The following is a 22,073-nucleotide window of genomic DNA, read 5'->3' as shown; positions in this document are numbered from 1 at the left end:
GCTGCGCGCCGGAAATCGTCCCCCGGCAGTGGGAGACTGGCCGGATGCGTCTGTACCGAGACCGAGCGGTGGTGCTGCGTCAGCACAAGCTCGGCGAAGCCGACCGGATCGTGAGTCTTCTCACTCGCGATCACGGGCTGGTGCGCGCGGTGGCCAAAGGGGTGCGGCGCACCCGCAGCAAGTTCGGTGCACGACTGGAACCGTTCGCGCACATCGATGTTCAGCTGCACCCTGGCCGCAATCTCGACATCGTCACCCAGGTGCAGGCCATCGACGCGTTCGCCTCCGACATCGTCAGCGACTACGGCCGTTACACCTGCGCGTGCGCCATGCTGGAGACCGCGGAGCGGATCGCCGGAGAAGAGGGTGCACCGGTGCCCGCGCTGCACAGGCTCACCGTGGCGGCCCTGCGCGCGGTGGCCGACGGCACCCGCCCCCGGGAGCTGGTGCTCGACGCCTACCTGCTGCGGGCGATGGGGGTAGGAGGATGGGCCCCGGCGCTCATCGAATGCGCCCGGTGCGCCGCGCCGGGACCGCACCGGGCCTTTCACGTCGGCGCGGGCGGAAGCGTGTGCGTGCACTGCAGGCCGTCGGGATCGGTGACCCCGCCACAGGGTGTGCTGGATCTGATGGCCGCACTGTATGACGGCGACTGGGAGCACGCGCAGCTCTCCACGTCGTCGCACCGCAGCCAGGCCAGCGGGTTGGTGGCCGCGCATCTGCAGTGGCACCTGGAGCGACAATTGCGGACATTGCCACTCGTCGAGCGGCCGGGTCGAGCCGAGGCTCCCAGGGACATCAGGCAGGATGTGGCGCATGCCTACCAAGCGGACGGGGAAGAGCCGCTACCCGCAGCTGCCCCCGGCGCCTGACGACTATCCGACGTTCCCGGACAAGTCGAACTGGCCCGTCGTCTTTCCGGAACTACCGCAGCGCACCAACGGCAAGTTCGCCCGGCCGCCGCAGCACACCTCGAAAGAGGCCGCGCCCCAGATCCCGGCCGACCAGGTGCCCAACCACGTCGCGGTGGTGATGGACGGCAACGGCCGGTGGGCCACCCAGCGCGGACTCGGGCGCACCGAGGGCCACAAGATGGGCGAGGCGGTGCTGATCGACATCACCTGCGGCGCCATCGAGATCGGCGTCAAACACCTGACGGTGTACGCGTTCTCGACCGAGAACTGGAAGCGCAGCACCGAGGAAGTCCGATTCCTGATGGGCTTCAACCGCGAGGTGGTGCGTCGCCGGCGGGAGAACCTCAACGACATGGGCGTGCGGATGCGCTGGGTCGGGTCGCGTCCGCGGATGTGGAGCAGCGTCATCAAGGAATTCGACATCGCCGAGCAGATGACCGTCGACAACGACGTGATCACGATCAATTACTGCGTCAATTACGGCGGCCGCACCGAGATCGTGGAGGCGGCGCGCGAACTGGCGCAGGAGGCGGTCGACGGAAAGATCAAACCCGGCCGCATCACCGAAGCGGCGTTCGCCAAGCACCTGCACCGCGCGGACATTCCCGATGTCGATCTGTTCATCCGCACGTCCGGGGAGCAGCGGGCGAGCAACTTCCTGCTGTGGCAGGCCGCCTACGCCGAATACGTGTTCCAGGACAAGCTGTGGCCGGACTACGACCGTCGCGACCTCTGGGCCGCGTGCGAGGAGTACGTCCACCGCAATCGTCGCTTCGGCAGGGCCTGAGGGGGACGGCGCGCCGATGAACCTCGCGGAGCGGCTCGCCCCCGTGCTGGAGGAAGTCCTCCCGGTCACGCACGAAGACGACGGCGCACTTACGGTGCAGCACGACGAGACATTCGCCTCGCTGCGGGTGGTCACCATCGCCGAGGACCTCGACCTGGTATCGCTGACGCAAGTGCTCGCCTGGGATCTGCCACTGGACAGCAAGATTCGTGCGAAGGTCGCCAAGCACGCGCATGACACGCTTCTCGGCACCGTGTCGCTGGTCGAGAAGATCGGTGCCGCCAAGGGAAATTCGAAGAAGACCGGCGATGTGCTGCTGCGCTACAACTTCCCGGCCGCCGGACTCACCGACGACGCGCTCCGCACGCTGGTGCTGATGGTGCTGGCCACCGGCGCCGATGTCCGCCGGGCGCTGGTCGGCTGAGGACTAGGGTCGCAGACATGCGCATAGCAGTGGTCGTCATCGGGATAGTGGTCGCGCTCTTCGGTGTGCTGTTCGCGCTGCAGGGGTTCGGTGCGGTGCAGGGGAGTCCGATGAGCAGCACCACCACGTGGTCGGTGTTGGGCCCGCTCATCGCTCTGGTCGGCATCGGCGTCGCCATCGCCGGGTGGCGAGGTTTCACCCGCCGCTAGTCCTCTGAGGTGCTGGCGACGCACTTGCTGCAGATGCCGAAGATCTCGATGGTGTGGCTCACGTCGGAGAAGCCGTGCTCTTTGGCGATCTCGGCGGCCCACGACTCGACGTGACCGCCCTGGATCTCGACGGTGGAACCGCAGGCCCGGCACACCAGGTGGTGATGGTGGTGCTCTGAGCACCGGCGGTACACCGATTCCCCGGTGTCTGTGCGCAACGTATCCACCATGCCGGCCGTGGCCATCTGCTGCAGCGTGCGGTACACCGTGGTCAGGCCGATGCCTTCGCCGCTACGGCGCAACTCGTCGTGCAATTCCTGCGCGGACCGGAAGTCCTCGATGTTCTCCAGCAGTGCCGAGATCGCGGCGCGCTGGCGCGTCGCGCGGATCACCCCGGTCACTGGCTGTCCTCGGCCGAATGCGTCACGGCAGCCACGACGATGTCGGACAGGTGGTGGTCGACCAAGCGGTACAGCACTTCTCGTCCCGAGCGTGCGCCCTCGACCACACCGGCGGCTTTGAGGATGCGCAGATGCTGGCTGACCAGCGGTTGCGGCACGTCCAGGGCGTCCACCAGTTCGTGCACGCAGCGTGCCTCTTCGCGCAGCTGCAGCACGATGGCGATACGTACCGGTGCGGCCAGCGCGCGCAGCAGATCTCCGGCGGTGTCGAGCAGGGCGCGGGACGGCATCTCCGCGGGCGGGGTGCCGAAGTGGTTGTGGACGTCCGACGAGTCAGCCGTACTGGAAACGGTTTTCATTAGATTCCACGATACATGCGTAATCCTGCATGTCAATGGGGATGTCACGCGTGAGGCGGCCGGGGCATCGCTACGCTGTGGAGCCGTGGCTCCGTCTTCCTCGATCATCGACACGGTTGCAAACCTGGCCAAGCGGCGTGGGCTGGTGTTCCAGTCCGGCGAGATCTATGGCGGTACCAAATCCGCCTGGGACTACGGGCCACTGGGCGTCGAGCTCAAGGAGAACATCAAGCGGCAGTGGTGGCGGTCCGTCGTCACGGGCCGTGACGATGTCGTCGGCCTGGACTCGGCGATCATCCTTCCCCGCGAGGTGTGGGTGGCTTCCGGACACGTCGCAGTGTTCAACGACCCGCTGGTGGAATGCCAGAACTGCCACAAGCGGCACCGGCAGGATCATCTGCAGGAGGCGTACGCACTGAAGAAGGCGCCCAAAGAGGACATTGCGCCCGATGACGTGCCGATGTCGGAGATCGTCTGCCCCGACTGCGGCACCAAGGGTCAGTGGACCGAGCCGCGCGACTTCAACATGATGCTCAAGACGTATCTCGGTCCCATCGAGACCGAGGAGGGCCTGCACTACCTGCGGCCCGAAACCGCGCAGGGCATCTTCGTCAACTTTGCCAATGTGGTCACCACTGCGCGCAAGAAGCCACCGTTCGGCATCGGCCAGATCGGCAAGAGCTTCCGCAACGAGATCACGCCGGGCAACTTCATCTTCCGGACGCGCGAGTTCGAGCAGATGGAGATGGAGTTCTTCGTCGAGCCGTCCACGGCACCCGAGTGGCACCAGTACTGGATCGACACCCGGCTGGCCTGGTACGTCGACCTCGGCATCAACCGCGACAACCTGCGCCTGTACGACCATCCGAAGGAGAAGCTGTCGCACTACAGCGACGGCACGGTCGACATCGAGTACAAGTTCGGCTTCTCCGGCAACCCCTGGGGCGAGCTCGAAGGCATCGCCAACCGGACGAACTTCGATTTGTCCACGCATTCCCAGCATTCCGGCGTCGACCTGTCGTTCTACGACCAGGCCAACGACACCCGTTACGTGCCCTACGTCATCGAGCCGGCAGCGGGCCTGACGCGGTCGCTGATGGCCTTCCTGGTCGACGCGTACCACGAGGACGAGGCGCCCAACGCCAAGGGCGGCGTCGACAAGCGCACGGTGCTCAAGCTGGATCCGCGGCTGGCCCCGGTCAAGGCCGCGGTGCTGCCGCTGTCCCGCCACGCCGACCTGTCACCGAAAGCCCGAGACCTGGCCGCCGAGCTGCGGCAGTCGTGGAACATCGAATTCGACGACGCGGGTGCCATCGGCAGGCGCTACCGCCGCCAGGACGAGATCGGCACACCGTTCTGCGTGACGCTGGACTTCGACTCGCTCGAGGACCATGCGGTCACCATCCGCGAGCGCGACGCCATGACCCAGGAGCGCGTGGCGATCTCTGAGGTGTCCAACTACCTCGCCGTGCGACTCAAGGGCTGCTAGCCCCACCCCGCGAGCGTGCGTGTCTGGGGTCGACACGCCGGCGATTTCCTGGACTTTGCGCACACTCACGCTGCGTGTCGCCGCGTCAACTCGCCCTCGATGCGACGGACGAGGTCCTGCGGGTACCTGCGTACGTCGTCTGACACGATCGACAACATTCGCCAGCCAATCTCGTTGAGCGCGGCGCGTTTCTGACGATCCTTGGCGAACTGCTGCTGATCGCTGTGCCAGTCGAACCCGTCGTACTCGACGGCGAGCTTGGCATCGAAAAGGGGCTAGAAGCGGCCGCCGCCACCGCTCATGCCGCCACCACCACCGCCGCCGAACCCGCCGCCGAAGCCGCCGCCGCCGAATCCACCGAAGCCGCCCCGCATCGCGCCGCCGAGGATGTTGCCGATGAGGATCCCGCCGATCACGGCACCCATCTGACCGCCGCCGCCTCCGCCGCCGCCGTACGGCCCGCCAAAGTGACGCTGGGCGGCGGTGACGTCCGAATTGGCCAGGGACTGGGCCTGCGCGGCCAGCATCGCGGCACCGTTCGCGTGGGCGGTGGCCTCGGCGAGGTTCGTGGAACGCTTGTCCTGTGCCGCCTGCAACTGCCGGACCGCCTCCGATAGCCGGGTTCGTGCTTCCGGCCCGATCACACCACGACGGGTGTCGATGTAATCCGACACCGCCCGCACGCGGGACTGCGCATTGAACAGGGCCTGGTCGAACGTGCGGCTGAGCCGCTCAAGGGTTTCGCGTTCCTGCGCGACGTCGGCGAGCAGCCGGTCCAGCTCGGCATCGGCCTGGGTCAACCGCGTGAAGGCGCCGAGGGGATCGGCGTTGCCCGCGCTTTGCGCGTGCGCCACCGCCTGCACGGCGTCGTCGCGGGCAGCGCTGAGCTGCGTCGCCACTGTCACCCCGCCCTGCGCCAACTGCGCGCCGGCCCGGTTGATCCCACTCTGGGTGTCGGCGATGACCGCGGGCAGGCCGGTCACCGCGCGGTTGATGTCGGTGGCTGCGCTGTCCACGGCGTCGAGCAGCGTGCGGGCCTGCCCCAGAGCGGCCTCGGCGTTGTGGATGGCGTCGACCAGCCCGCCCTGCCGGTCGGCCGGCCGCGACACCAGGTCACGCGCGGTGGTGATGCTCTGATCGGCGAACTCCAGCCGCTGCTTGGCTTCGTCGATGTTGTCGGACACCGAAACCAGTGCGCTCTCGGCGAATTGATCCTTCAGCCGTGTCAGCGTCTGTTCGGCGGGGGTGAGCCGCGCGGTGAGATCGACCAGCTGCTGGGTGAGGGCGTCGAGGCGGCTGGGGGCGTTGATCACCAGATCGCGCAGCCCGGCGAAGTTCTCCCGTTGGGCCTCGAGCTCCCTGTCGGCCTTCGCGGCGGCGACGATGACCCGGGTCAGCAGGTCGCGACGCTGCATCGGGGTTTCCGGCACGGCGTCGTCGAGGATGTGCCGGACGTTGAGCGCCTGGGCCAGGGTGCTTCTGGCGTTGGTCACCGCCTGGGTGAACGGCGCGGTGTCGCGTTCACCGAATTCCTCGACCGCCAATGCCAATTCGCTCTCACTGGTGCGCACCTCGTTGTCGACCTCGACGACGATGGTCTTGGACAGGTCATCGAGTGCGTCCAACGACACGGCGGCCAGCGCATTGGGGTCCGACGGATCCACCCTTTGTGCGGCCTCGAACTCGGCCTCGCGCCGCTTCCGTCGCCGGCGGCGCTGCCAGAGCACCAGTGCCGCCAACGCCAGCGCGATGAGCCCGAGCAGCAGCAGCACCGCGACCCAGCTCACCGAGCCGCCGCCGCTGGTGTCGGCCAGGCCCTCGGCCGCCGCCACCGCGGCACCGGCCCAGTCGCCGGTGCGCAGCAGCGGCTCGACCCGGTCACGCCGGACCTTGTCGATGTCGACACCGCCCAGCGCGTCGGTCGGGGCCAGCAGCGCGTAGGCGCGGTCGACGGTGGCGACGGCCAGGATCGCGTCCTGGCTGCCGAGATCGCTGCGCTGATAGGTGGATTGCGCCCACGTCTGGGCGGTCTGGCCGGAGAAGTTCTCGACGAACACCACCCACAGCCGGATGCGACGTTCGTCGTAGAGGCGGTCGACGGCCTCCTGCACCTGTGCCTGACCCGCGGCGTCCAGCGCACCTGCGTTGTCGGTGAGGTACGACGGCAACCGCAGCGGCGGGTCCGCGGACACGCCCGGCGCGCACAGAAATCCGACGGTCAGGACGGCGAGCAACATGCTGAGCAGGCGGGCGACGCGCATGTCCGCCAATCTAGTGCCGGACACCCTCATGGCTGCATTTACTTGGGTGTAGGGCCTGGCAGACTGTGCGGCGGTGTCCCCTGATCTCACGCAACGTGATCCCTACAGCGAGTTCGACCATGAGCGTCTGGTGGTCGAATCGCCGAAGGCTGCCGCGTTGCCGGGGACCGGAACCGAGCACCGCACCGATTTCGCCCGCGACCGCGCCCGGGTTCTGCATTCGGCGGCGCTGCGGCGCCTGGCCGACAAGACCCAGGTGGTGGGTCCGCGTCAGAGCGAGACGCCGCGCACCCGGCTGACCCACTCGCTGGAAGTGGCCCAGATCGGACGCGGAATGGCCGTCGGGCTGGGCGCCGATCCCGATCTGGTCGATCTGGCCGGTTTGGCACACGACATCGGCCATCCGCCCTACGGGCACAACGGGGAGCGCGCCCTCAACCAGCTCGCCGACGCGTGCGGCGGATTCGAGGGCAACGCGCAGAACTTCCGCATCCTGACCCGTCTGGAGCCGAAAGTCCTTGACAGCCAACATCGAAGCGCAGGACTCAACCTGACCCGGGCTGCGCTGGACGCGGTGACGAAATACCCGTGGTTCCGCCCGCAGGAGGGCGGCAAGTTCGGGTTCTACGCCGACGACGCCGAGGGCGCGGCGTGGATGCGCGGTGACGCGCCGGAGCGCAGACCGTGCCTGGAGGCGCAGATCATGGACTGGGCCGACGACGTCGCCTACTCCGTGCACGACGTCGAGGACGGCGTGATCTCCGGGCGCATCGATCTGCGGGTGCTGGCCGACGACGACGCGGTGAGTGCGTTGGGCCGGTTGGGGCAGTCGCACGGCATGGGCGGCGGTCTGGCGGCGGCCGACCTGGTCGAGGCGGCCGAACGGCTCTCGCAGCTGCCTGCAGTGGCCGCGGTCGGCAAGTACGACGGGACGCTGACGGCGTCGGTGGCGTTGAAGACGATGACCAGTGAACTGGTGGGTCGGTTCGCGTCGTCGGCCATCGCGGCCACGCGCAACCTGACCGGGCCCGGCCGGCTGGTGCGCTACCGCACCGACCTGGAGGTGCCGACCGTGGTGCGTGCCGAGGTGGCGGTCCTGAAGATCCTGGCGCTGCAGTTCATCATGTCCGATCCGGCGCATCTCGATCTGCAGGAACGGCAGCGTGCCAGCGTCGAGGCCGTGGTCGCGTTCGTCCTCGCCGGTGCGCCCGCCACACTGGACCCGCTGTTCGTTCCCGATTTCAACGCCGCGGCCGACGATGCCGCGCGTCTGCGGGTGGTGGTCGACCAGGTGGCATCGCTCACCGAAGGGCGGTTGGAGCGGCTCGAACCCGCGTAACCACCGCCTCCGCGGGCTCTAGACTGGCCGGGTGGCAGGCGACGTGACTCGGGGGCGGGGCCGTATCCCGGATCGCGACATCTCCGCCATCCGCGAACGCGTCAGCATCGAAGACGTCGTCGGGGACTACGTGCAGTTGCGCCGTGCGGGTGCGGATTCCCTCAAGGGTCTCTGTCCGTTCCACGACGAGAAGTCCCCGTCCTTCCACGTGCGGCCCAACCATGGCCACTTCCACTGCTTCGGCTGCGGGGAGGGCGGCGACGTCTACGCCTTCCTGCAGAAAATTGAGCACGTCAGCTTCGTGGAGGCGGTCGAACTGCTCGCCGACCGGGTCGGCTACACCGTCACCTACACCGGCGGGTCCACCACCAACGTCCAGCGCGACCGGGGCAGCCGCAGCAGGCTGCTGGCAGCCAACGCCGCCGCCCAGGAGTTCTACGCCGAGGCGTTGCAGAGCGCCGAGGCCGCTCCCGCCCGTCAGTACCTCATCGATCGCAACTTCGACGGCGAGGCCGCCGCGAGGTTCGGCTGCGGATTCGCCCCGTCGGGGTGGGACACCTTGACCAAACACCTGCTTCGCAAGGGGTTCGAGTTCAAGGAGCTGGAAGCCGCGGGGCTGTCCAGGGAGGGCCGCCGCGGCCCGATGGACCGGTTCCACCGGCGTCTGCTCTGGCCGATCCGGGCCGGCGGCGGCGAAGTCATCGGGTTCGGGGCGCGGCGGATCTTCGACGACGACCAGATGGAAGCCAAATACGTCAACACCCCCGAGACGGTGTTGTACAAGAAGTCGGCGGTGCTGTTCGGACTCGACCTGGCCAAGCGCGACATCGCCAAGGCGCACCGTGCCGTGGTTGTGGAGGGCTACACCGACGTGATGGCGATGCACCTGGCCGGTGAGACCACCGCGGTCGCGTCGTGCGGAACCGCGTTCGGCGACGGCCACCTGGCGCTGTTGCGCCGGCTGATGATGGACGACAACTGGTACCGCGGCGAGCTGATCTTCGTCTTCGACGGGGACGCGGCGGGGCAGGCGGCCGCACTGAAGGCCTTCGACGGCGACCAGCAGGTGGCGGGGAAATCGTTCGTCGCCGTGGCCGCCGACGGGATGGATCCGTGCGATCTGCGGCTGAGGTCCGGGGATGGTGCCCTGCGCGACCTCGTGGCGCGACGGATCCCGATGTTCGAATTCGCGGTCCGCAGTGTGATCCCCAGCGGCGACGTCCTCGACAACGACCCGCAGGCGCAGGTCGACGCGTTGCGTCAGTGTGTACCTCTGGTCGCGCGGATCCGGGATTACGCCCTGCGCGACGAATACGCACGTCGGCTCGCGGGCTGGACGGGCTGGAGTGACGAGGGCCAGGTGCTCAGCCGGGTCCGTGAAGAAGCCAACAAGCGGGGGATGCCCGACCGGACGCGTCGGCGAAGTGCCGCAGCCGAGCAGGCGCAGGCCCAAGCAGCAGCGCGCGGTGAGAACGCGCCCGCCCCGGCGGCGCTTCGCCCCGACCCCGCCGATCCCACGCTGTGGCCGCAGCGTGAGGCACTGAAATCGGCGCTGCAGTTCCCGGCGCTGGCCGGACCGGTCTTCGACTCGCTGGCGGCCGAGAGTTTCACCCATCCCGGCTACGCGGCGGTGCGGGCGGCGATCGAGGCCGCGGGCGGCACGTCGTCGGGGATGACCGGGGCGCAGTGGATCGAAGCCGTCCGCGACCAGGTGCCGACGCCATTGGCGGGTGGCCTGGTCAACGAGCTCAGCGCCGAGGCCATCAACGCTGAGGACGAGCGGCTTCCGCGCTACATCGGCGGTGTGCTGGCGCGTTTGCAGGAAGTCTGGATCGGCAGGCAGATCGCCGAGGTCAAATCGAAGCTGCAGCGGATGTCCCCGGTCGAGCAGGGTGACGAGTACCACGCCCTCTTCGGAGACCTGGTGGCCATGGAGGCCTACCGGCGCAGCCTGCTGGAACAGGCCAGTGGTAACGACCTGACTGCGTGAACGCGATAGGCGGGTTATGGTTGTGGCTGCAATCCGTCGGGGAGAAGGCGAGCTGTACATGCTGGTAAGCAAGATCCGGACCAATAAGTCTCGGGTGATCGCCGGGGCCATTGCGGCCGCTGCTGTCGCCGTTCCTCTCTACGCGGCGACGACCAGCGCGGATGTCGCTTCTCAGTCGACTGCTGCTCCCCGCTGCCTGGCCTGGTTCGGCAACGCGGAGGACGGCAACTGCCTGTCCTACTCGAACGGAAGCGGCGCCACCATCGGCACGCCTCAGGTCGGCTTCGGCGTCGGTAGTTACCCGGGATTCGGCTTCACGACGGGGCCGCTCATGCCGGGCACCACGATCAACCAGCCGATCGGCTAGGGCTCTCTTCGCATCCTCTGCTCCGGCTCCAGAATCTCGGTGCCGGAGTCGATGCTTGTCAATTTCACCATCGTCGGGTCGGGTGACACCCGCTCGGCGATTTTGCGGCGCCCGGCCTCGATCACCGATTTGGCTGCCGGACTGGCCGTGACCGCGCGATACGTCCCTGCGATCTGGTCGTAGCGCCGCCTGCCGGCCTTGGTTCCCAGCACGTAGCCGACGGCCGCAACGGCGACATACCCGATCACGGGGCTCCTCCCAGAGACTCTCGAATGGCGAACTGTTCATGTCCATCCTGCCTGATTTCCGGCTCCGGCGACCCACCAGGCAACGCATTGGCACGCGGAACCGCGCGTAGGTTAGAGTGCTCTCTGGCCCACGGCGAAATGGCCGCGGGAGCGCAATCCCCTGTAGCTCAATTGGCAGAGCTTCCGACTGTTAATCGGACGGTTCCTGGTTCGAGTCCAGGCGGGGGAGCTCATCGTCTGACGACAACGTCGCCAGGAGCATCCACACCACAGTCGTCAAGGCCATGAAGATGGCCTGAAGGCTGACGGTGAACGCCAAATACTCGTGCCACGGCTGCAGGACGTCATCGCACCCGGCCCCGTCCCAGGGCAAGGTAGACACCGCGAGCACCAGCGCGACGCACATCACCGTCACCGTCACCGCCATGACCGCGCGTTGCACCGGATCGCGCACCGCCTGGCGGAAGTAGTTGAACTCGACGCCCAGCGCGAGCAGAAGCACCGGGATCACTTCTGCGATGTGCTGGAAGTAGGTCGGGTTGACTCCGTCGTCACACAGCTGGGCCAGGGTCGTGCTCTGAGCGACGGGCGACATCTGCGCGATCTCCTCCTGGAGGCCTGCGCTGAGGTGGCGGACCGCCTCGGGGTTGAGTGAGTCGGTCCACAGCGTGGCACCGAAGTAGGCCGCAACGCTGCCGATGATCAGCGGGGCCGTGGCACCGACGCGTTGCCAGTCGAGCGGCATCGTCGCCCGCGCCGCGGTACTGAAAAGTGTTCTCGGGTGCGCGTTCAGCGAGGTCATCAACAAAAGTGCCATCGCGAGCAGGAACGTGCCTGAGCATGCCAGGTCGAGGGCCAAGGACGTATCCGCGCCTACCACGGCCCTCACGACGTCGACGACCACCACCGCCACAGCCGCAGCCGACCACCATCTCCACAGCCTCCCTGGTGTGCCATCGGCACGGCCGATGGCGCGTTTGAGCACGGCGGTCACACCCAGGATGGCGATGTCGGTGAGGATGACGGCCACGCGCGTGATGGAGGAGTTACCCAGGCCGATCACGCCGAGGAGCCCACCGACGACCTTGTCGCTGCTGGAATACGCGACCACGAGCAAGAACACGACGCCGAGCACGTCTCGGTACGCGGGTCGTCCCACAGCCCCACCCCCTGTCCAATACGCGAAAGGTACCGGAACGTCGGGGTTCTGCCGACGTAGATCGCCGAAATAGTCAAAGCTGTTATCGGACAACGACTATGGGGGCCGTACGTCACTTCGCGGCGGTGACGAGGCGTGTGATCGCTGTGGTGTTCGTAGGAACCCGCTGGCGAGCAGAGAGAAATCCACCGCACAGCTCATAGGCTTCGAGACAGCTCGGCAGCCGCAGAGCTGCAACGCTTTTCGTACATGTCCAAGCGAGGTGTGGGTAATGACGCTCAAATTGAGATTGCTCTGCGCCGTGTTGGGCGCCTCCGCGCTGTTCGGCGCGGTCGGAGTCGACGTCGCGCAGGCCGGGACGTACCCGAAGACGGGTTCGTTCCACGACGGCGGCGAGGGCGCCACCGTCGAACCCGCCCCGGATCCGACGACGCTGGCAACGATGTCGTTCAGCCCACCGGTCACGGCCCAGGCGCCCTGCGGTTCCGTCGCGTGGGGTGGCGGTTGCGGCTAGAGCGATCAACGGCCTCGGTGTCACCGCCGTAAGCTCGTCGTCATGCGTCGTCTCGCTGTGGTCATCTCGTCGGGGCTGTTCGTCGCTGTGGCCGCCGGCTGTGGCTGGAGCCCGCCGTCGCCCCCGCCGACCAGTACCGCCGCCCAATGCGGTCCCGCTCCCGCGGCAGAGACCGTCGAGTCCGAGCTGACGCTGCTACCCCCAGGACCGTGGCGCGAGACCGCGCGGGGGGCCGCTGCGGACTGCCGTCTGCAGTGGGTCGTCGTCACCGCGGGTGATCAGCCCGACAGCCCACAGCAGGCGCTGTTCTTCGACGGTGTCGAGCCGGTCGGGTCGCCGACGATGGAGCCGCGGCCGTACATCACCGTCACGCCACAGGGCGAACACAACGCGGTCGTGCAGTACCAGTGGCGCCAGGGTCAGGACGAGCCGTGCTGCCCCACGGGCATCGGCACAGCGCGGGTCACGCTGGAAGAAGGCAGGCTGACCGTGCTGGACCCGGTGCCGGGCGCCTGACCGCCGTCAGATGACGCCGGCGCTGGTGGCGTCCTTGCGCTGGTGTTCGTCGGCGTCGGGGATGTTCTCCGGGTGCAGCATCTCGGCGTAGCGCAGCTTCTCGGGGATGCCGAAGCCGTCGACGAGTGTTTCCGCATAGGGACGCAGCCGCTTGCAGCGGTCGTTGATGCCTCGCGTGACCGCTTTGGCGCGTTCGGTGGACAGGAAGCGGTGCTCGACGAACCAGGCCTTGTCCTCCTCGATCACCGACAGCGCGTACAGGTCGCAGACCATGCCGAGGATTTCCCGGGCGTCTTTCGTCTCGCAGGCGTCGATACCCGCGACGAACGCCTCCAGGACGATGCGGTCGATGTGTGCCTGCGCGACGTGCAGAACGTGGTCCTGCACGGAGTTGAACGCCTCGAACGCGCTCATCTCCTTGGACTTGCTCTGCAGGCGCCGCGCCACCGAGGCCAGCATGTACTCTTCGCGGTCGGAGAACATCTGGACCTGGGTTCCGCGGTTGAAGAGGCTGCCCTCTTCCTCGTTGTCCTCGCGGGTGTCCAGGATGGTCTGCATGATCGTTTGCGCCGCAGTGCGTTTCATCACACGTTCACCGGCGAAGTTCGCCGCGAACCGCACCCACTCGACCGGGCTCATGCCCTTGATGTCGTCGGCGTACGCGGTCAGCAGCTCCTTGGCTACCAGCTGGAACAGCACGTGGTTGTCACCTTCGAACGTGGTGAACACGTCGGTGTCGGCCTTTAGGGCGATCAACCGGTTCTCGGCGAGATACCCGGCGCCACCGCATGCCTCGCGTGCCTCCTGGATGGCGCGGGTGGCGTGCCAGGTGTTGGCAGCCTTAAGCCCGGCCGCGCGCGATTCCAGCTCGCGCTGCTCCTCGGGGTCCGGGTCGTCGGCGCTCTGCAGCTCGTGACACTTAGCGACGAGTTCGTTCTGCGCGAACTGCAGCGCGTAGGAGCGGGCGATCAATGGGAACAGCCGGCGCTGATGCACGAGGTAGTCCATCAGCAGTACTTCGCCGCCGTCGGGGTCGGAGAACTGCCTGCGCTCCAACGCATACCGGGTGGCAATGTCCAGGCCCACCCGCGCCGCGGCGCCCGCGCTGCCGCCGACGGTGACGCGGCCACGGATCAGAGTGCCCAGCATCGTGAAGAACCGCCGGTTGGCGTTCTCGATCGGCGAACTGTACGTACCGTCGGCCGCGACGTCGGCGTACTTGTTCAGCAGGTTCTCCCGGGGTACGCGGACGTTGTCGAACTGGATGCGCCCGTTGTCCACGCCCGGAAGGCCGCCCTTGTAGTGGCAGTCCGACGTCGTCACCCCGGGCAGGTCTTCGCCCTTGTCGTCGCGGATCGGCACCACGAAGCAGTGCACCCCGTGGCCTTCGCCCTGGGTGATCAGTTGCGCGAAAACCGCCGCCACCCTTGCTGTTTGCGCGGCGCCGCCGATGTAGTCCTTGCGTGACGTCCGGGTGGGGGAGTCGATGACGAACTCCTGGGTGTCCGGATCGTAGGTCGCGGTGGTCTCCAGCGACTGGACGTCGCTGCCGTGACCGGTCTCGGTCATCGCGAAACAGCCCAGCAGGTCCAGATCGATGAGGCGCTGGACGTAGGCCTGGTGGTGGCGCTCGGTGCCGAGGTTCTCGATGGCGCCACCGAACAGACCCCACTGCACGCCGGCCTTGACCATCAGCGACAGATCGCTCATGGCCAGCATCTCGATCTGGGTGACGGCGGCGCCGACGTCACCGTTGCCGCCGTGCTCCTTCTTGAAGCCGTCTTCTGCGGCGCCCCGTTCGGCCATGATCCGCATCTGCTCACCCACTTTGGTGCGGGCGATGACGGTGTTGGGCGTGTAGTGCGGCCGGAAGATGTCGTCACTGAGTTCCTGGCGCATCCGGTTCTTCACATCGCGGAAGCGGCCGTCCAACGAATTGCGCAGATGCTCGGCGGTGCTGGTCATATCTCGACGGTAGCCGCCGCGGCCGGGCTGCAAACTGTGATGTCACAAACCCAGGTGATCCTCAGTAACAGCCGCCCCGGGGGGAGGCGTTCAATCTTGTACATGACGGAGTCAGCAGGGGTATCGCCTACCGGGTTGCCTCACGTCGTCGACCACCGGCACGCGGACGTGACCGGCGGCTGGCTACGTGCGGCGACCTTCGGCGCGATGGACGGGTTGGTGAGCAACACCGCCCTGATAGCGGGTGTTGCGGCGAGTGCGAGCGCGCACACCGTGGTGATCAGCGGTGTCGCGGGGCTGCTGGCCGGCGCGTTCTCGATGGCGCTGGGGGAGTACACGTCGGTGACGACGGCCAACGAGCAGATCGACTCCGAGGTCAAGGTCGAACAGCGATCGTTCCGCAAGTACCCGCAGGCCGAGAAGGATGAGCTGGTGGCCATGCTCACCGAGATGGGGATGACGCCGGAGACCGCCAGCACGGCCTCCGACGAGATTCATCGCGACGAGCACAAGGCCATGAACTTCCACCTGATCCAGGAGCTGGGGGTCGATCCGCGGGAGAAGCCGTCTCCGTGGGTGGCGGCGATCTCGTCGTTTCTGATGTTCGCCATCGGGGCGGTGATCCCGCTGCTGCCGTATCTGCTCGGCTTCGAGTCGCTGTGGGCCGGATTGGCCTGCGGCGGGGTGGGCCTGCTGCTCGCCGGTTCTGCCGCGGCGCGGTTCACCAGACAACCCATTGTGTGGGCGGCGTTGCGGCAGTTGGCACTTGGCGCCGCGGCCGTGGGGGCCACCTACCTGGTCGGCCACCTCATCGGCGTCGCGGTCAGCTAGCGCCGGCCGAGGAAGCCGGTCAGCTGTCGCTGCCTATGGTGACCGCCGTCGCCTCGTCGGTGAGTTCGTCGAGTTCAGGTTCTGCGTCGTCGATGTGTGACAGGTGTGTCCGCGTCGCGACCAGCGCTGTGGCAGCCAGCAGCACGGCGGCCGCGCCGACCCAGAACGGCAGATGGACGCTGATCTGTTCGCCGAGCACACCCGCCAGCCAGGGCGCCACGGCGGCGCCGCTGAAGCGCATGAAGCTGTATGCCGCGGACGCCACGCCACGCTCGACGGGTGCTGCCTTCATCACGGTTTCGGTGATGAGGGTGTTGTTGACGCCGATCCACAGGCCGGCGACCACCACGCACGTCGCCAGCACGGCCTTGCTGTCGGTCCATACCGCCATCACCGCCAGCGTGACCGACATCAACAGCAGGTTGACCACGAGCGTGCGCACGGTACCGAACCGGTGCTGCAGTCGCGGCGCGACGAACACCGACGTGACCGCCAGTGCCACGCCCCAGCCGAAGAAGATGAAGCCGATCTGGTGGGCGCTCATGTCGAGCGGGAACGGGGTGAAGGCGAGCAGCGTGAAAAAGCCGAAGTTGTACAACAGCGCGGTCAGCCCGACGCCGAAGAGTCCGCGGTGGCGCAGCGCGCGGAAAGGGTCGGCCAGCGTGGTGGCGCGGCGTGCCTTCGGTGTGGCGGGCAACAGGAACGTGGTGACGATGAGGGCGACGGTCATCAGCGCCGAGACCCCGAAGAACGGGCCGCGCCAGGAGATCGAGCCGAGCACACCTCCGACGAGGGGGCCGACGGCGATGCCGAGGCCCAGCGCGGCTTCGTAGAGGATGATCGCCTGCGCCACCGAGCCTCGGGCCGAGTTGACGATGGTGGCCAGGGCGGTGGCGATGAACAGCGCGTTGCCCAGGCCCCACAGCGCGCGCCACCCGACGATCTCGCCGATGGTGTCGCTCATGCCGGCCAGTCCGGCGCCGGCGATGATGATGACCAGGCCGAGCAGCAGTGTGCGTTTGGGGCCGATCCGGCTGGAGACGACGCCGGTGATCAGCATCGCCACCCCCATGACCGCCATGTAGCTGGTGAACAGCAGTGACACCTGCGACGGCGAGGCGTTCAGGTTGTCGGCGATGGGCTTGAGAATCGGGTCCACCAGGCCGATGCCCATGAAGGCGACCACGGAGGCGAAGGCGACGGCCCAGACGGCTTTGGGTTGGGATCGAAGCATAGGGGGACTATATAGAGAACCTATGGGTTTGTTCAACTCGAGGCGACCTACCGCCGTGGCGTTGTCTAGCGCGCAGACGGGCTCGATGTGGTGGCATCCTCGACAAGCGCGCGCAGCACCACCACGGCCTCGGTGAGGGTCTTGCGATCGGCATCGGACAGCCGGTCCAGGTAGGGGTCGACGGCCGCGCCCCGGTCCAGCCGGGCCTGGCGCAGTGCGGCGACACCCTCGGGTGTGATGCGGATTCGCACGGCGCGGGCGTCACTGGGGTCGGCGGTGCGGGTCACCATCCCGGCGTCTTCGAGCCGGCGGACCTGGGTGGTCATGGTGGGCTGCGAGCAGTGGTCCAGCGCGGCGAGGTCGGAGATTCGCGCCTCACCCTTATCCTCGATGGTGGACAGCAGCCGCGCCTGCGCGAAGGGGACCGGCATGCGGACCCGTTGATTGGCCAGGCGGTTGAGCCGGGCCACCACGGCGAGCAGGTCCGCGCCAAGCGTCGACGACATGGCCGTCATGATTACATAGGTTTACTATATATTCAAGTTTTGCCACGTTGTGTTGCCGGTCACAAGGCTGCGCTGCGGTGTGCTGTGTGTCGACTGGCAGAATCGTGAGATGACCGCGGCCGGCCCGGAGAGCACTCCTCGACGGACGGGACCGTTGCAACCGGTGGAGCTTGCCCAGGCCGCCGTCATGGCGGCGTTGTGCGCCGCCATCGCCATCATCGCGGTCGTCGTCCCGTTCGCCGGGGGCCTCTCGCTGCTGGGAACGGTGCCGATGGGCCTGCTCGCGTATCGCTACCGGCTGCGGGTGCTGCTCGCCGCCCTGGTGGCCGGTGGGTTGGTGGCTTTCCTGATCGCCGGTATGGGCGGTTTCATGACGGTGCTGAACTGCGCGTACATCGGCGGCCTGACCGGCGTCGTCCGGCGGCGCGGCCGGGGCACGCCCACGGTGTTCGCGTGCGCGATCGTGGCGGGCGCCCTGTTCGGAGCGGCAACCGTCGCCGCACTGGCGATCCTGAGCCGGCTGCGGAATCTGATCTTCGACTCGGTGACCGCCAACATCACCGGCCTGGCGGCCGTCATCGAACGCGTGCCCGGAATGGAACCGATCGCCGAACGGATGACGCGCGATTTCGCGACGCTGCTGAGCTACTGGCCGGTCCTGTTCTTCGCCATGGGCATCGTCAGCATCACCTTCGTCACCCTCGTCGGATGGTGGGCGCTCTCCCGGGTGCTGGGCCGCCTGTCCGGGGTGTCCGACGTCCACAAACTGGAGGCGTCGGCCGACGACGGGGTGATCGCACCCGTGCCGCTGCACCTGACCGACATCCGGTTCCGCTATCCGAACGCCAAGCAGGACGCGCTCGGTCCCGTGTCGCTGGACGTGCAGCCGGGTGAACACGTGGCCGTGACCGGGGCCAACGGCTCCGGCAAGACCACTCTGATGCTGGTGCTGTCGGGTCGTGAGCCCAGCGCCGGAACAGTGGAACGTCCGGGGGCGGTGGGCCTGGGCAAGCTCGGCGGTACCGCCGTGGTGATGCAGCACCCCGAGAGTCAGGTCCTGGGCACGCGTGTCGCCGACGACGTCGTGTGGGGCCTGCCGCCCGGCACGTCGACCGACGTGGAGCAGCTGCTCGCCGAGGTCGGCCTGGAGGGACTCGCCGAACGCGACACCGGCGGACTGTCGGGCGGCGAACTGCAGCGTCTTGCCGTCGCGGGTGCACTGGCAAGGGAACCGTCGCTCCTGATCGCCGATGAGGTGACCAGCATGGTCGACCAGGAGGGCCGTGACGGGCTGATGGCGGTGTTGTCCGGGCTGACCTCGCGGCACAGCACCGCCCTGGTGCACATCACCCACTACAACGACGAGGCCGACGCCGCCGACCGCACCGTCACACTCGCCGGCAACGGAGCCAGCGCGGACAACGCCGAGATGGTGGAGACGGCGGAGGCGCCATCGGCCACCCACGACGAAACGCCCCGCGGTGCGCCCGTCCTCGAGCTGCGCGGCGTCGGGCACGAATACGGCAGCGGAACCCCATGGGCGAAGGCTGCATTGAGCGACATCGACTTCACCGTCCACGAGGGCGACGGCGTTCTGATCCACGGGCTCAACGGCTCCGGCAAGTCCACCCTGGCGTGGATCATGGCCGGCCTGACGGTGCCCACCACCGGCAGCTGCCTGCTCGACGGCAAACCCATGTCGGAACAGGTTGGCGCTGTGGCCATTTCATTTCAGGCCGCCCGATTGCAGCTGATGCGCAGCCACGTGGCGCTGGAGATCGCCTCGGCGGCCGGATTCTCCAAGTACGACCAGGCCCGAGTGACCCAGGCCCTGAACATGGTGGGCCTCGACCCGACCCTGGCCTCCCGGCGGATTGAGCAGCTCAGCGGTGGTCAGATGCGACGCGTGGTGCTGGCAGGGCTGCTCGCCCGCTCACCGCGTGTGCTCATCCTCGACGAGCCGCTGGCCGGGCTGGACGCCGCGTCCCAGCGCGGACTGCTGCGGCTGCTGCAGGACCTGCGCCGCCGCGAGTACCTGACCGTCATCGTGATCTCGCACGACTTCGCCGGTCTGGAGGAGCTGTGCCCGCGCACCCTTCACCTCGAGGGCGGCGTGCTCGCCACGGCCCCCACCGCGGCGGGAGGAATGGCATGACCGCCGCCGCATCGCCGCGCAAGCCCCGCAGGCAGGTGGTGCTGTTGCGCCCCGTGCCGGGACGCACTGTCATCCACGAACTCTGGGCCGGATCGAAACTTCTCATCGTCGCGGCGATCGGGGTGCTCCTGACGTTCTATCCGGGTTGGGTCCCGATCGGCGCGGTTGCGCTGCTGGTGGTCGCGGCGGCCTGGCTCGCCCATATTCCGCGTGGAGTGCTGCCGGGTGTCCCGGTGTGGTTATGGTTCCTTCTCTTCCTGGGCGGGCTCACCGCGGCCTTCGCCGGCGGTGATCCGGTCGTCGGCGTCGGCGCGCTCGACCTCGGTCTCGGCGGCCTGCTCAATTTCCTGCGCATCACCTCGCTGGCCATCGTGCTGCTCGGTCTGGGCGCGATGGTGTCGTGGACAACCAACGTCGCCGAGGTGGCTCCCGCGGTCGCCAAACTCGGACGCCCGTTGCGGGCGTTGCGCATACCGGTCGACGATTGGGCGGTCACGCTTGCGTTGGCGCTGAGGGCATTTCCGATGCTGTTCGACGAATTCGCCATCCTGTACGCGGCCAGGAGGTTGCGGCCCAGGGAGGTCTCCGACGAGCGCGGGCGGGCGCGGCTGCGCCAGTTGGCCGCCGAACTGGTGGACCTGCTGGCCGCCGCGATCACCGTCGCGCTGCGCCGCGCCGACGAGATGGGTGACGCCATCACCGCGCGCGGTGGCGCCGGCCAGATCTCGGCGGCCCCGTCGGGACCCAAACTTCGGGACTGGTTGGCGTTCGCCATCGTCACGGTGGTGTGCGGTGCAGCGCTGGCGCTGGAGCTCACGATTCTGGGTACCAGCGGTATCCGGCGCTGACCGGTCGCCGACTACGGTGTGAAGGCGTGACAGCCCGAACCGTCGACGCGGACTTCCTCGCGCTCCCTCGCCACGCGCTTGCCGATGCGGCGTTGACCGCGGCCACCCAGGCCGGCGCAAGCTACGCCGACTTCCGTATCCACGCCATCACCACCGAAACCGTGCAACTGCGCGACGGCGCGCTCGAAACCGCCGTCACCGATTACGAGATCGGGCTTGCGGTGCGGGTGATCGTCGACGGCACATGGGGGTTCGCCTCGCACGCCGAGCTCGACGCGGCCGCGGCGGCGGACACCGCGCGGCGCGCGGTGCGGGTGGCGACCACGCTGGCGCCGCTGAACGCCGAACGCATCGAGCTCGCCCCTGAACCCGTCTACCGGGACGCGTCGTGGGTGTCGGACTACCGCATCGACCCGTTCACCGTCGCGGCCGAAGACAAGGTGGCGGTGCTCGAGGACTACTCCGGCAGGTTGCTCGGCCGCCGCGACGGTGGCGTCGGCGTGGACCATGTGTCGGCGTGGCTGCACATGGCCAAGGAACAGACGTTCTACGCCGACACGTTCGGCTCGTCGATCACACAGCAGCGGGTGCGGGTGTTACCGAATCTGGAAGCGGTGACCGTCGACGCCGCCGCCGGGTCGTTCGAGACGATGCGCACCCTGGCGCCGCCGACGGCCCGAGGCTGGGAGGCCGTCGTCGGCGACGAGGTCTGGGACTGGGCCGGGGAGTTGGCCGAGCTGCCCTCGCTGCTGGCCGAGAAGGCCAAGGCGCCCAGCGTGGTCGCCGGCGCATGCGATCTGGTCATCGACCCGAGCAATCTGTGGCTGACCATCCACGAGTCGATCGGACACGCCACCGAATACGACCGCGCCATCGGCTACGAAGCCGCCTATGCGGGTACGTCGTTCGCGACGCCGGACAAGCTGGGCCGCATGCAGTACGGGTCGCCGGTGATGAATGTGACCGCCGACAGGACGGCCACCCACGGTCTGGCCACCGTCGGTTTCGACGACGAAGGCGTGCGCGCGCAGAGCTGGGACCTGGTGCGCGACGGACTGTTCGTCGGCTATCAACTCGACCGGGTGTTCGCGCCGCGACTCGGTGTCGGCCGCTCCAACGGCTGCTCCTACGCCGATTCCGCGCACCATGTGCCGATCCAGCGGATGGCCAACGTGTCCCTGCAACCGGGCCCCGACGACGTCAGCACCGCTGATCTGATCGCCCGGGTGTCCGACGGACTGTACGTGGTCGGGGACAAGAGCTGGTCGATCGACATGCAGCGCTACAACTTTCAGTTCACCGGGCAGCGCTTCTACCGGATCCGGGACGGCAGGTTGGACGGCCAGGTCCGCGACGTCGCCTATCAGGCGACCACCACGGACTTCTGGGGATCGATGGAAGCCGTTGGTGGGCAGTCGACCTGGCGGATGGGCGGTGCGTTCAACTGTGGGAAGGCGCAACCCGGACAGGTAGCCGCGGTCAGCCACGGCTGTCCGTCGGCGCTGTTCCGTGGTGTCAATGTGCTCAACACGCGCGAAGAGGGCGGGCGGTAGAGCG

General features: G+C 67.9%; 21 protein-coding genes, 1 tRNA gene and 1 pseudogene. 15 read left to right on the top strand and 8 right to left on the bottom strand.

Going from position 1 to position 22,073, the window contains the following annotated elements; translation table 11 throughout:
- Positions 1–44: 44 nt before the first annotated feature.
- Genes recO through EL337_RS18025 form a run of 4 tightly spaced genes read left to right on the top strand, consistent with a single transcriptional unit; the run spans position 45 to position 2,334 of the window.
- On the top strand, positions 45–872 hold the full coding sequence (recO, locus tag EL337_RS18040) for a DNA repair protein RecO (protein ID WP_048633053.1): 828 nt from the start codon (positions 45–47) through the stop codon (positions 870–872).
- Complete coding sequence (locus EL337_RS18035; protein ID WP_048633052.1) at positions 817–1,701, top strand: decaprenyl diphosphate synthase; 885 nt, start codon at positions 817–819, stop codon at positions 1,699–1,701. Before recO ends, EL337_RS18035 begins: the two co-directional genes overlap by 56 nt.
- Before the next feature lie 16 nt (positions 1,702–1,717).
- Positions 1,718–2,125 carry a hypothetical protein gene (locus EL337_RS18030; RefSeq protein ID WP_048633051.1) on the top strand — a complete coding sequence of 136 codons (408 nt, stop codon included), beginning with the start codon at positions 1,718–1,720 and terminating at the stop codon, positions 2,123–2,125.
- Positions 2,126–2,142: 17 nt separating this feature from the next.
- On the top strand, positions 2,143–2,334 hold the full coding sequence (locus EL337_RS18025; RefSeq protein ID WP_048633050.1) for a hypothetical protein: 192 nt from the start codon (positions 2,143–2,145) through the stop codon (positions 2,332–2,334).
- On the opposite strand, the gene EL337_RS18020 is transcribed toward EL337_RS18025, so the two are convergent.
- Both EL337_RS18020 and EL337_RS18015 read right to left on the bottom strand, forming a co-directional pair.
- Complete coding sequence (locus EL337_RS18020) at positions 2,331–2,735, bottom strand: Fur family transcriptional regulator (protein WP_048633049.1); 405 nt, start codon at positions 2,733–2,735, stop codon at positions 2,331–2,333. The two genes, EL337_RS18025 and EL337_RS18020, sit on opposite strands and share 4 nt — an antisense overlap.
- Complete coding sequence (locus tag EL337_RS18015; protein WP_048633048.1) at positions 2,732–3,094, bottom strand: ArsR/SmtB family transcription factor; 363 nt, start codon at positions 3,092–3,094, stop codon at positions 2,732–2,734. The genes EL337_RS18020 and EL337_RS18015 overlap by 4 nt, the downstream gene beginning before the upstream one ends.
- 85 nt (positions 3,095–3,179) lie before the next feature.
- Between EL337_RS18015 and EL337_RS18010 the strand changes: the two genes are divergently transcribed.
- Positions 3,180–4,583 carry a glycine--tRNA ligase gene (locus tag EL337_RS18010; RefSeq protein ID WP_048633047.1) on the top strand — a complete coding sequence of 468 codons (1,404 nt, stop codon included), beginning with the start codon at positions 3,180–3,182 and terminating at the stop codon, positions 4,581–4,583.
- 65 nt (positions 4,584–4,648) lie between these two features.
- Here the strand turns inward: EL337_RS18010 and EL337_RS18005 are convergent.
- Positions 4,649–4,789, bottom strand: a pseudogene (locus tag EL337_RS18005) (hypothetical protein); the annotation flags it as partial.
- 69 nt (positions 4,790–4,858) lie between these two features.
- Positions 4,859–6,844 (bottom strand): TPM domain-containing protein, encoded by a 1,986-nt coding sequence (locus EL337_RS18000; protein ID WP_048633046.1) that lies wholly within the window; start codon positions 6,842–6,844, stop codon positions 4,859–4,861.
- 73 nt (positions 6,845–6,917) lie between these two features.
- Between EL337_RS18000 and EL337_RS17995 the strand changes: the two genes are divergently transcribed.
- The 3 genes from EL337_RS17995 to EL337_RS17985 are packed head-to-tail and all read left to right on the top strand — an operon-like array spanning position 6,918 to position 10,540.
- Positions 6,918–8,183 carry a deoxyguanosinetriphosphate triphosphohydrolase gene (locus EL337_RS17995; RefSeq protein ID WP_048633045.1) on the top strand — a complete coding sequence of 422 codons (1,266 nt, stop codon included), beginning with the start codon at positions 6,918–6,920 and terminating at the stop codon, positions 8,181–8,183.
- Between the two features lie 31 nt (positions 8,184–8,214).
- Complete coding sequence (gene dnaG, locus EL337_RS17990; RefSeq protein WP_048633044.1) at positions 8,215–10,173, top strand: DNA primase; 1,959 nt, start codon at positions 8,215–8,217, stop codon at positions 10,171–10,173.
- Between the two features lie 58 nt (positions 10,174–10,231).
- Entirely contained in the window at positions 10,232–10,540 is a 309-nt protein-coding gene (locus EL337_RS17985; RefSeq protein ID WP_048633160.1) for a DUF7155 family protein, read from the top strand.
- Here the strand turns inward: EL337_RS17985 and EL337_RS17980 are convergent.
- The gene (locus EL337_RS17980) at positions 10,537–10,788 is read right to left on the bottom strand and encodes a hypothetical protein (RefSeq protein WP_048633043.1); all 252 of its coding nucleotides are present in this window, start codon (positions 10,786–10,788) and stop codon (positions 10,537–10,539) included. The two genes, EL337_RS17985 and EL337_RS17980, sit on opposite strands and share 4 nt — an antisense overlap.
- 156 nt (positions 10,789–10,944) lie before the next feature.
- Between EL337_RS17980 and EL337_RS17975 the strand changes: the two genes are divergently transcribed.
- The 3 genes from EL337_RS17975 (at position 10,945) to EL337_RS17965 (ending at position 12,977) form a co-directional block, all read left to right on the top strand.
- Positions 10,945–11,017 (top strand) — tRNA-Asn (locus tag EL337_RS17975).
- Between the two features lie 1,201 nt (positions 11,018–12,218).
- Positions 12,219–12,461, top strand: coding sequence for a hypothetical protein (locus EL337_RS17970; protein WP_048633041.1), 243 nt, complete (start codon positions 12,219–12,221; stop codon positions 12,459–12,461).
- A 42-nt stretch (positions 12,462–12,503) separates the two neighbouring features.
- Entirely contained in the window at positions 12,504–12,977 is a 474-nt protein-coding gene (locus EL337_RS17965) for an LppP/LprE family lipoprotein (RefSeq protein ID WP_048633040.1), read from the top strand.
- 6 nt (positions 12,978–12,983) lie between these two features.
- On the opposite strand, the gene EL337_RS17960 is transcribed toward EL337_RS17965, so the two are convergent.
- Complete coding sequence (locus EL337_RS17960) at positions 12,984–14,942, bottom strand: acyl-CoA dehydrogenase family protein (protein WP_048633039.1); 1,959 nt, start codon at positions 14,940–14,942, stop codon at positions 12,984–12,986.
- 102 nt (positions 14,943–15,044) lie between these two features.
- On the opposite strand from EL337_RS17960, the gene EL337_RS17955 reads away from it, so the two are divergent.
- A complete protein-coding gene (locus EL337_RS17955) occupies positions 15,045–15,773 on the top strand; it encodes a VIT1/CCC1 transporter family protein (RefSeq protein WP_048633038.1) in 729 nt (242 codons plus the stop codon).
- Between the two features lie 19 nt (positions 15,774–15,792).
- On the opposite strand, the gene EL337_RS17950 is transcribed toward EL337_RS17955, so the two are convergent.
- Both EL337_RS17950 and EL337_RS17945 read right to left on the bottom strand, forming a co-directional pair.
- Positions 15,793–17,007 carry an MFS transporter gene (locus EL337_RS17950; RefSeq protein WP_048633037.1) on the bottom strand — a complete coding sequence of 405 codons (1,215 nt, stop codon included), beginning with the start codon at positions 17,005–17,007 and terminating at the stop codon, positions 15,793–15,795.
- A 65-nt stretch (positions 17,008–17,072) separates the two neighbouring features.
- Complete coding sequence (locus tag EL337_RS17945) at positions 17,073–17,513, bottom strand: MarR family winged helix-turn-helix transcriptional regulator (protein ID WP_048633158.1); 441 nt, start codon at positions 17,511–17,513, stop codon at positions 17,073–17,075.
- A gap of 109 nt (positions 17,514–17,622) precedes the next feature.
- Here EL337_RS17945 and EL337_RS17940 point away from each other — a divergent pair, with 109 nt between their 5' ends.
- The 3 genes from EL337_RS17940 to EL337_RS17930 are packed head-to-tail and all read left to right on the top strand — an operon-like array spanning position 17,623 to position 22,069.
- Positions 17,623–19,668 carry an ABC transporter ATP-binding protein gene (locus tag EL337_RS17940; protein WP_048633157.1) on the top strand — a complete coding sequence of 682 codons (2,046 nt, stop codon included), beginning with the start codon at positions 17,623–17,625 and terminating at the stop codon, positions 19,666–19,668.
- Positions 19,665–20,516, top strand: coding sequence for a CbiQ family ECF transporter T component (locus EL337_RS17935; protein ID WP_048633036.1), 852 nt, complete (start codon positions 19,665–19,667; stop codon positions 20,514–20,516). The genes EL337_RS17940 and EL337_RS17935 overlap by 4 nt, the downstream gene beginning before the upstream one ends.
- A gap of 26 nt (positions 20,517–20,542) precedes the next feature.
- Positions 20,543–22,069, top strand: coding sequence for a TldD/PmbA family protein (locus EL337_RS17930; RefSeq protein ID WP_048633035.1), 1,527 nt, complete (start codon positions 20,543–20,545; stop codon positions 22,067–22,069).
- Positions 22,070–22,073 lie beyond the last annotated feature (4 nt).

Origin of the sequence: Mycolicibacterium aurum (genome assembly GCF_900637195.1) — a bacterium.
In the GTDB taxonomy this organism is placed as follows: domain Bacteria; phylum Actinomycetota; class Actinomycetes; order Mycobacteriales; family Mycobacteriaceae; genus Mycobacterium; species Mycobacterium aurum.
This window is presented reverse-complemented; position numbering and strand designations above follow the sequence as displayed.

Bases quoted from the DNA above. Each gene is read 5' to 3' on its own strand.
- recO (WP_048633053.1), top strand. From the start codon at position 45: ATGCGTCTGTACCGAGACCGAGCGGTGGTGCTGCGTCAGCACAAGCTC.
- EL337_RS18035 (WP_048633052.1), top strand. From the start codon at position 817: ATGCCTACCAAGCGGACGGGGAAGAGCCGCTACCCGCAGCTGCCCCCG.
- EL337_RS18030 (WP_048633051.1), top strand. From the start codon at position 1,718: ATGAACCTCGCGGAGCGGCTCGCCCCCGTGCTGGAGGAAGTCCTCCCG.
- EL337_RS18025 (WP_048633050.1), top strand. From the start codon at position 2,143: ATGCGCATAGCAGTGGTCGTCATCGGGATAGTGGTCGCGCTCTTCGGT.
- EL337_RS18015 (WP_048633048.1), bottom strand. From the start codon at position 3,094: ATGAAAACCGTTTCCAGTACGGCTGACTCGTCGGACGTCCACAACCAC.
- EL337_RS18000 (WP_048633046.1), bottom strand. From the start codon at position 6,844: ATGCGCGTCGCCCGCCTGCTCAGCATGTTGCTCGCCGTCCTGACCGTC.
- EL337_RS17985 (WP_048633160.1), top strand. From the start codon at position 10,232: ATGCTGGTAAGCAAGATCCGGACCAATAAGTCTCGGGTGATCGCCGGG.
- EL337_RS17970 (WP_048633041.1), top strand. From the start codon at position 12,219: ATGACGCTCAAATTGAGATTGCTCTGCGCCGTGTTGGGCGCCTCCGCG.
- EL337_RS17965 (WP_048633040.1), top strand. From the start codon at position 12,504: ATGCGTCGTCTCGCTGTGGTCATCTCGTCGGGGCTGTTCGTCGCTGTG.
- EL337_RS17960 (WP_048633039.1), bottom strand. From the start codon at position 14,942: ATGACCAGCACCGCCGAGCATCTGCGCAATTCGTTGGACGGCCGCTTC.
- EL337_RS17955 (WP_048633038.1), top strand. From the start codon at position 15,045: ATGACGGAGTCAGCAGGGGTATCGCCTACCGGGTTGCCTCACGTCGTC.
- EL337_RS17950 (WP_048633037.1), bottom strand. From the start codon at position 17,007: ATGCTTCGATCCCAACCCAAAGCCGTCTGGGCCGTCGCCTTCGCCTCC.
- EL337_RS17945 (WP_048633158.1), bottom strand. From the start codon at position 17,513: ATGTCGTCGACGCTTGGCGCGGACCTGCTCGCCGTGGTGGCCCGGCTC.
- EL337_RS17940 (WP_048633157.1), top strand. From the start codon at position 17,623: ATGACCGCGGCCGGCCCGGAGAGCACTCCTCGACGGACGGGACCGTTG.
- EL337_RS17935 (WP_048633036.1), top strand. From the start codon at position 19,665: ATGACCGCCGCCGCATCGCCGCGCAAGCCCCGCAGGCAGGTGGTGCTG.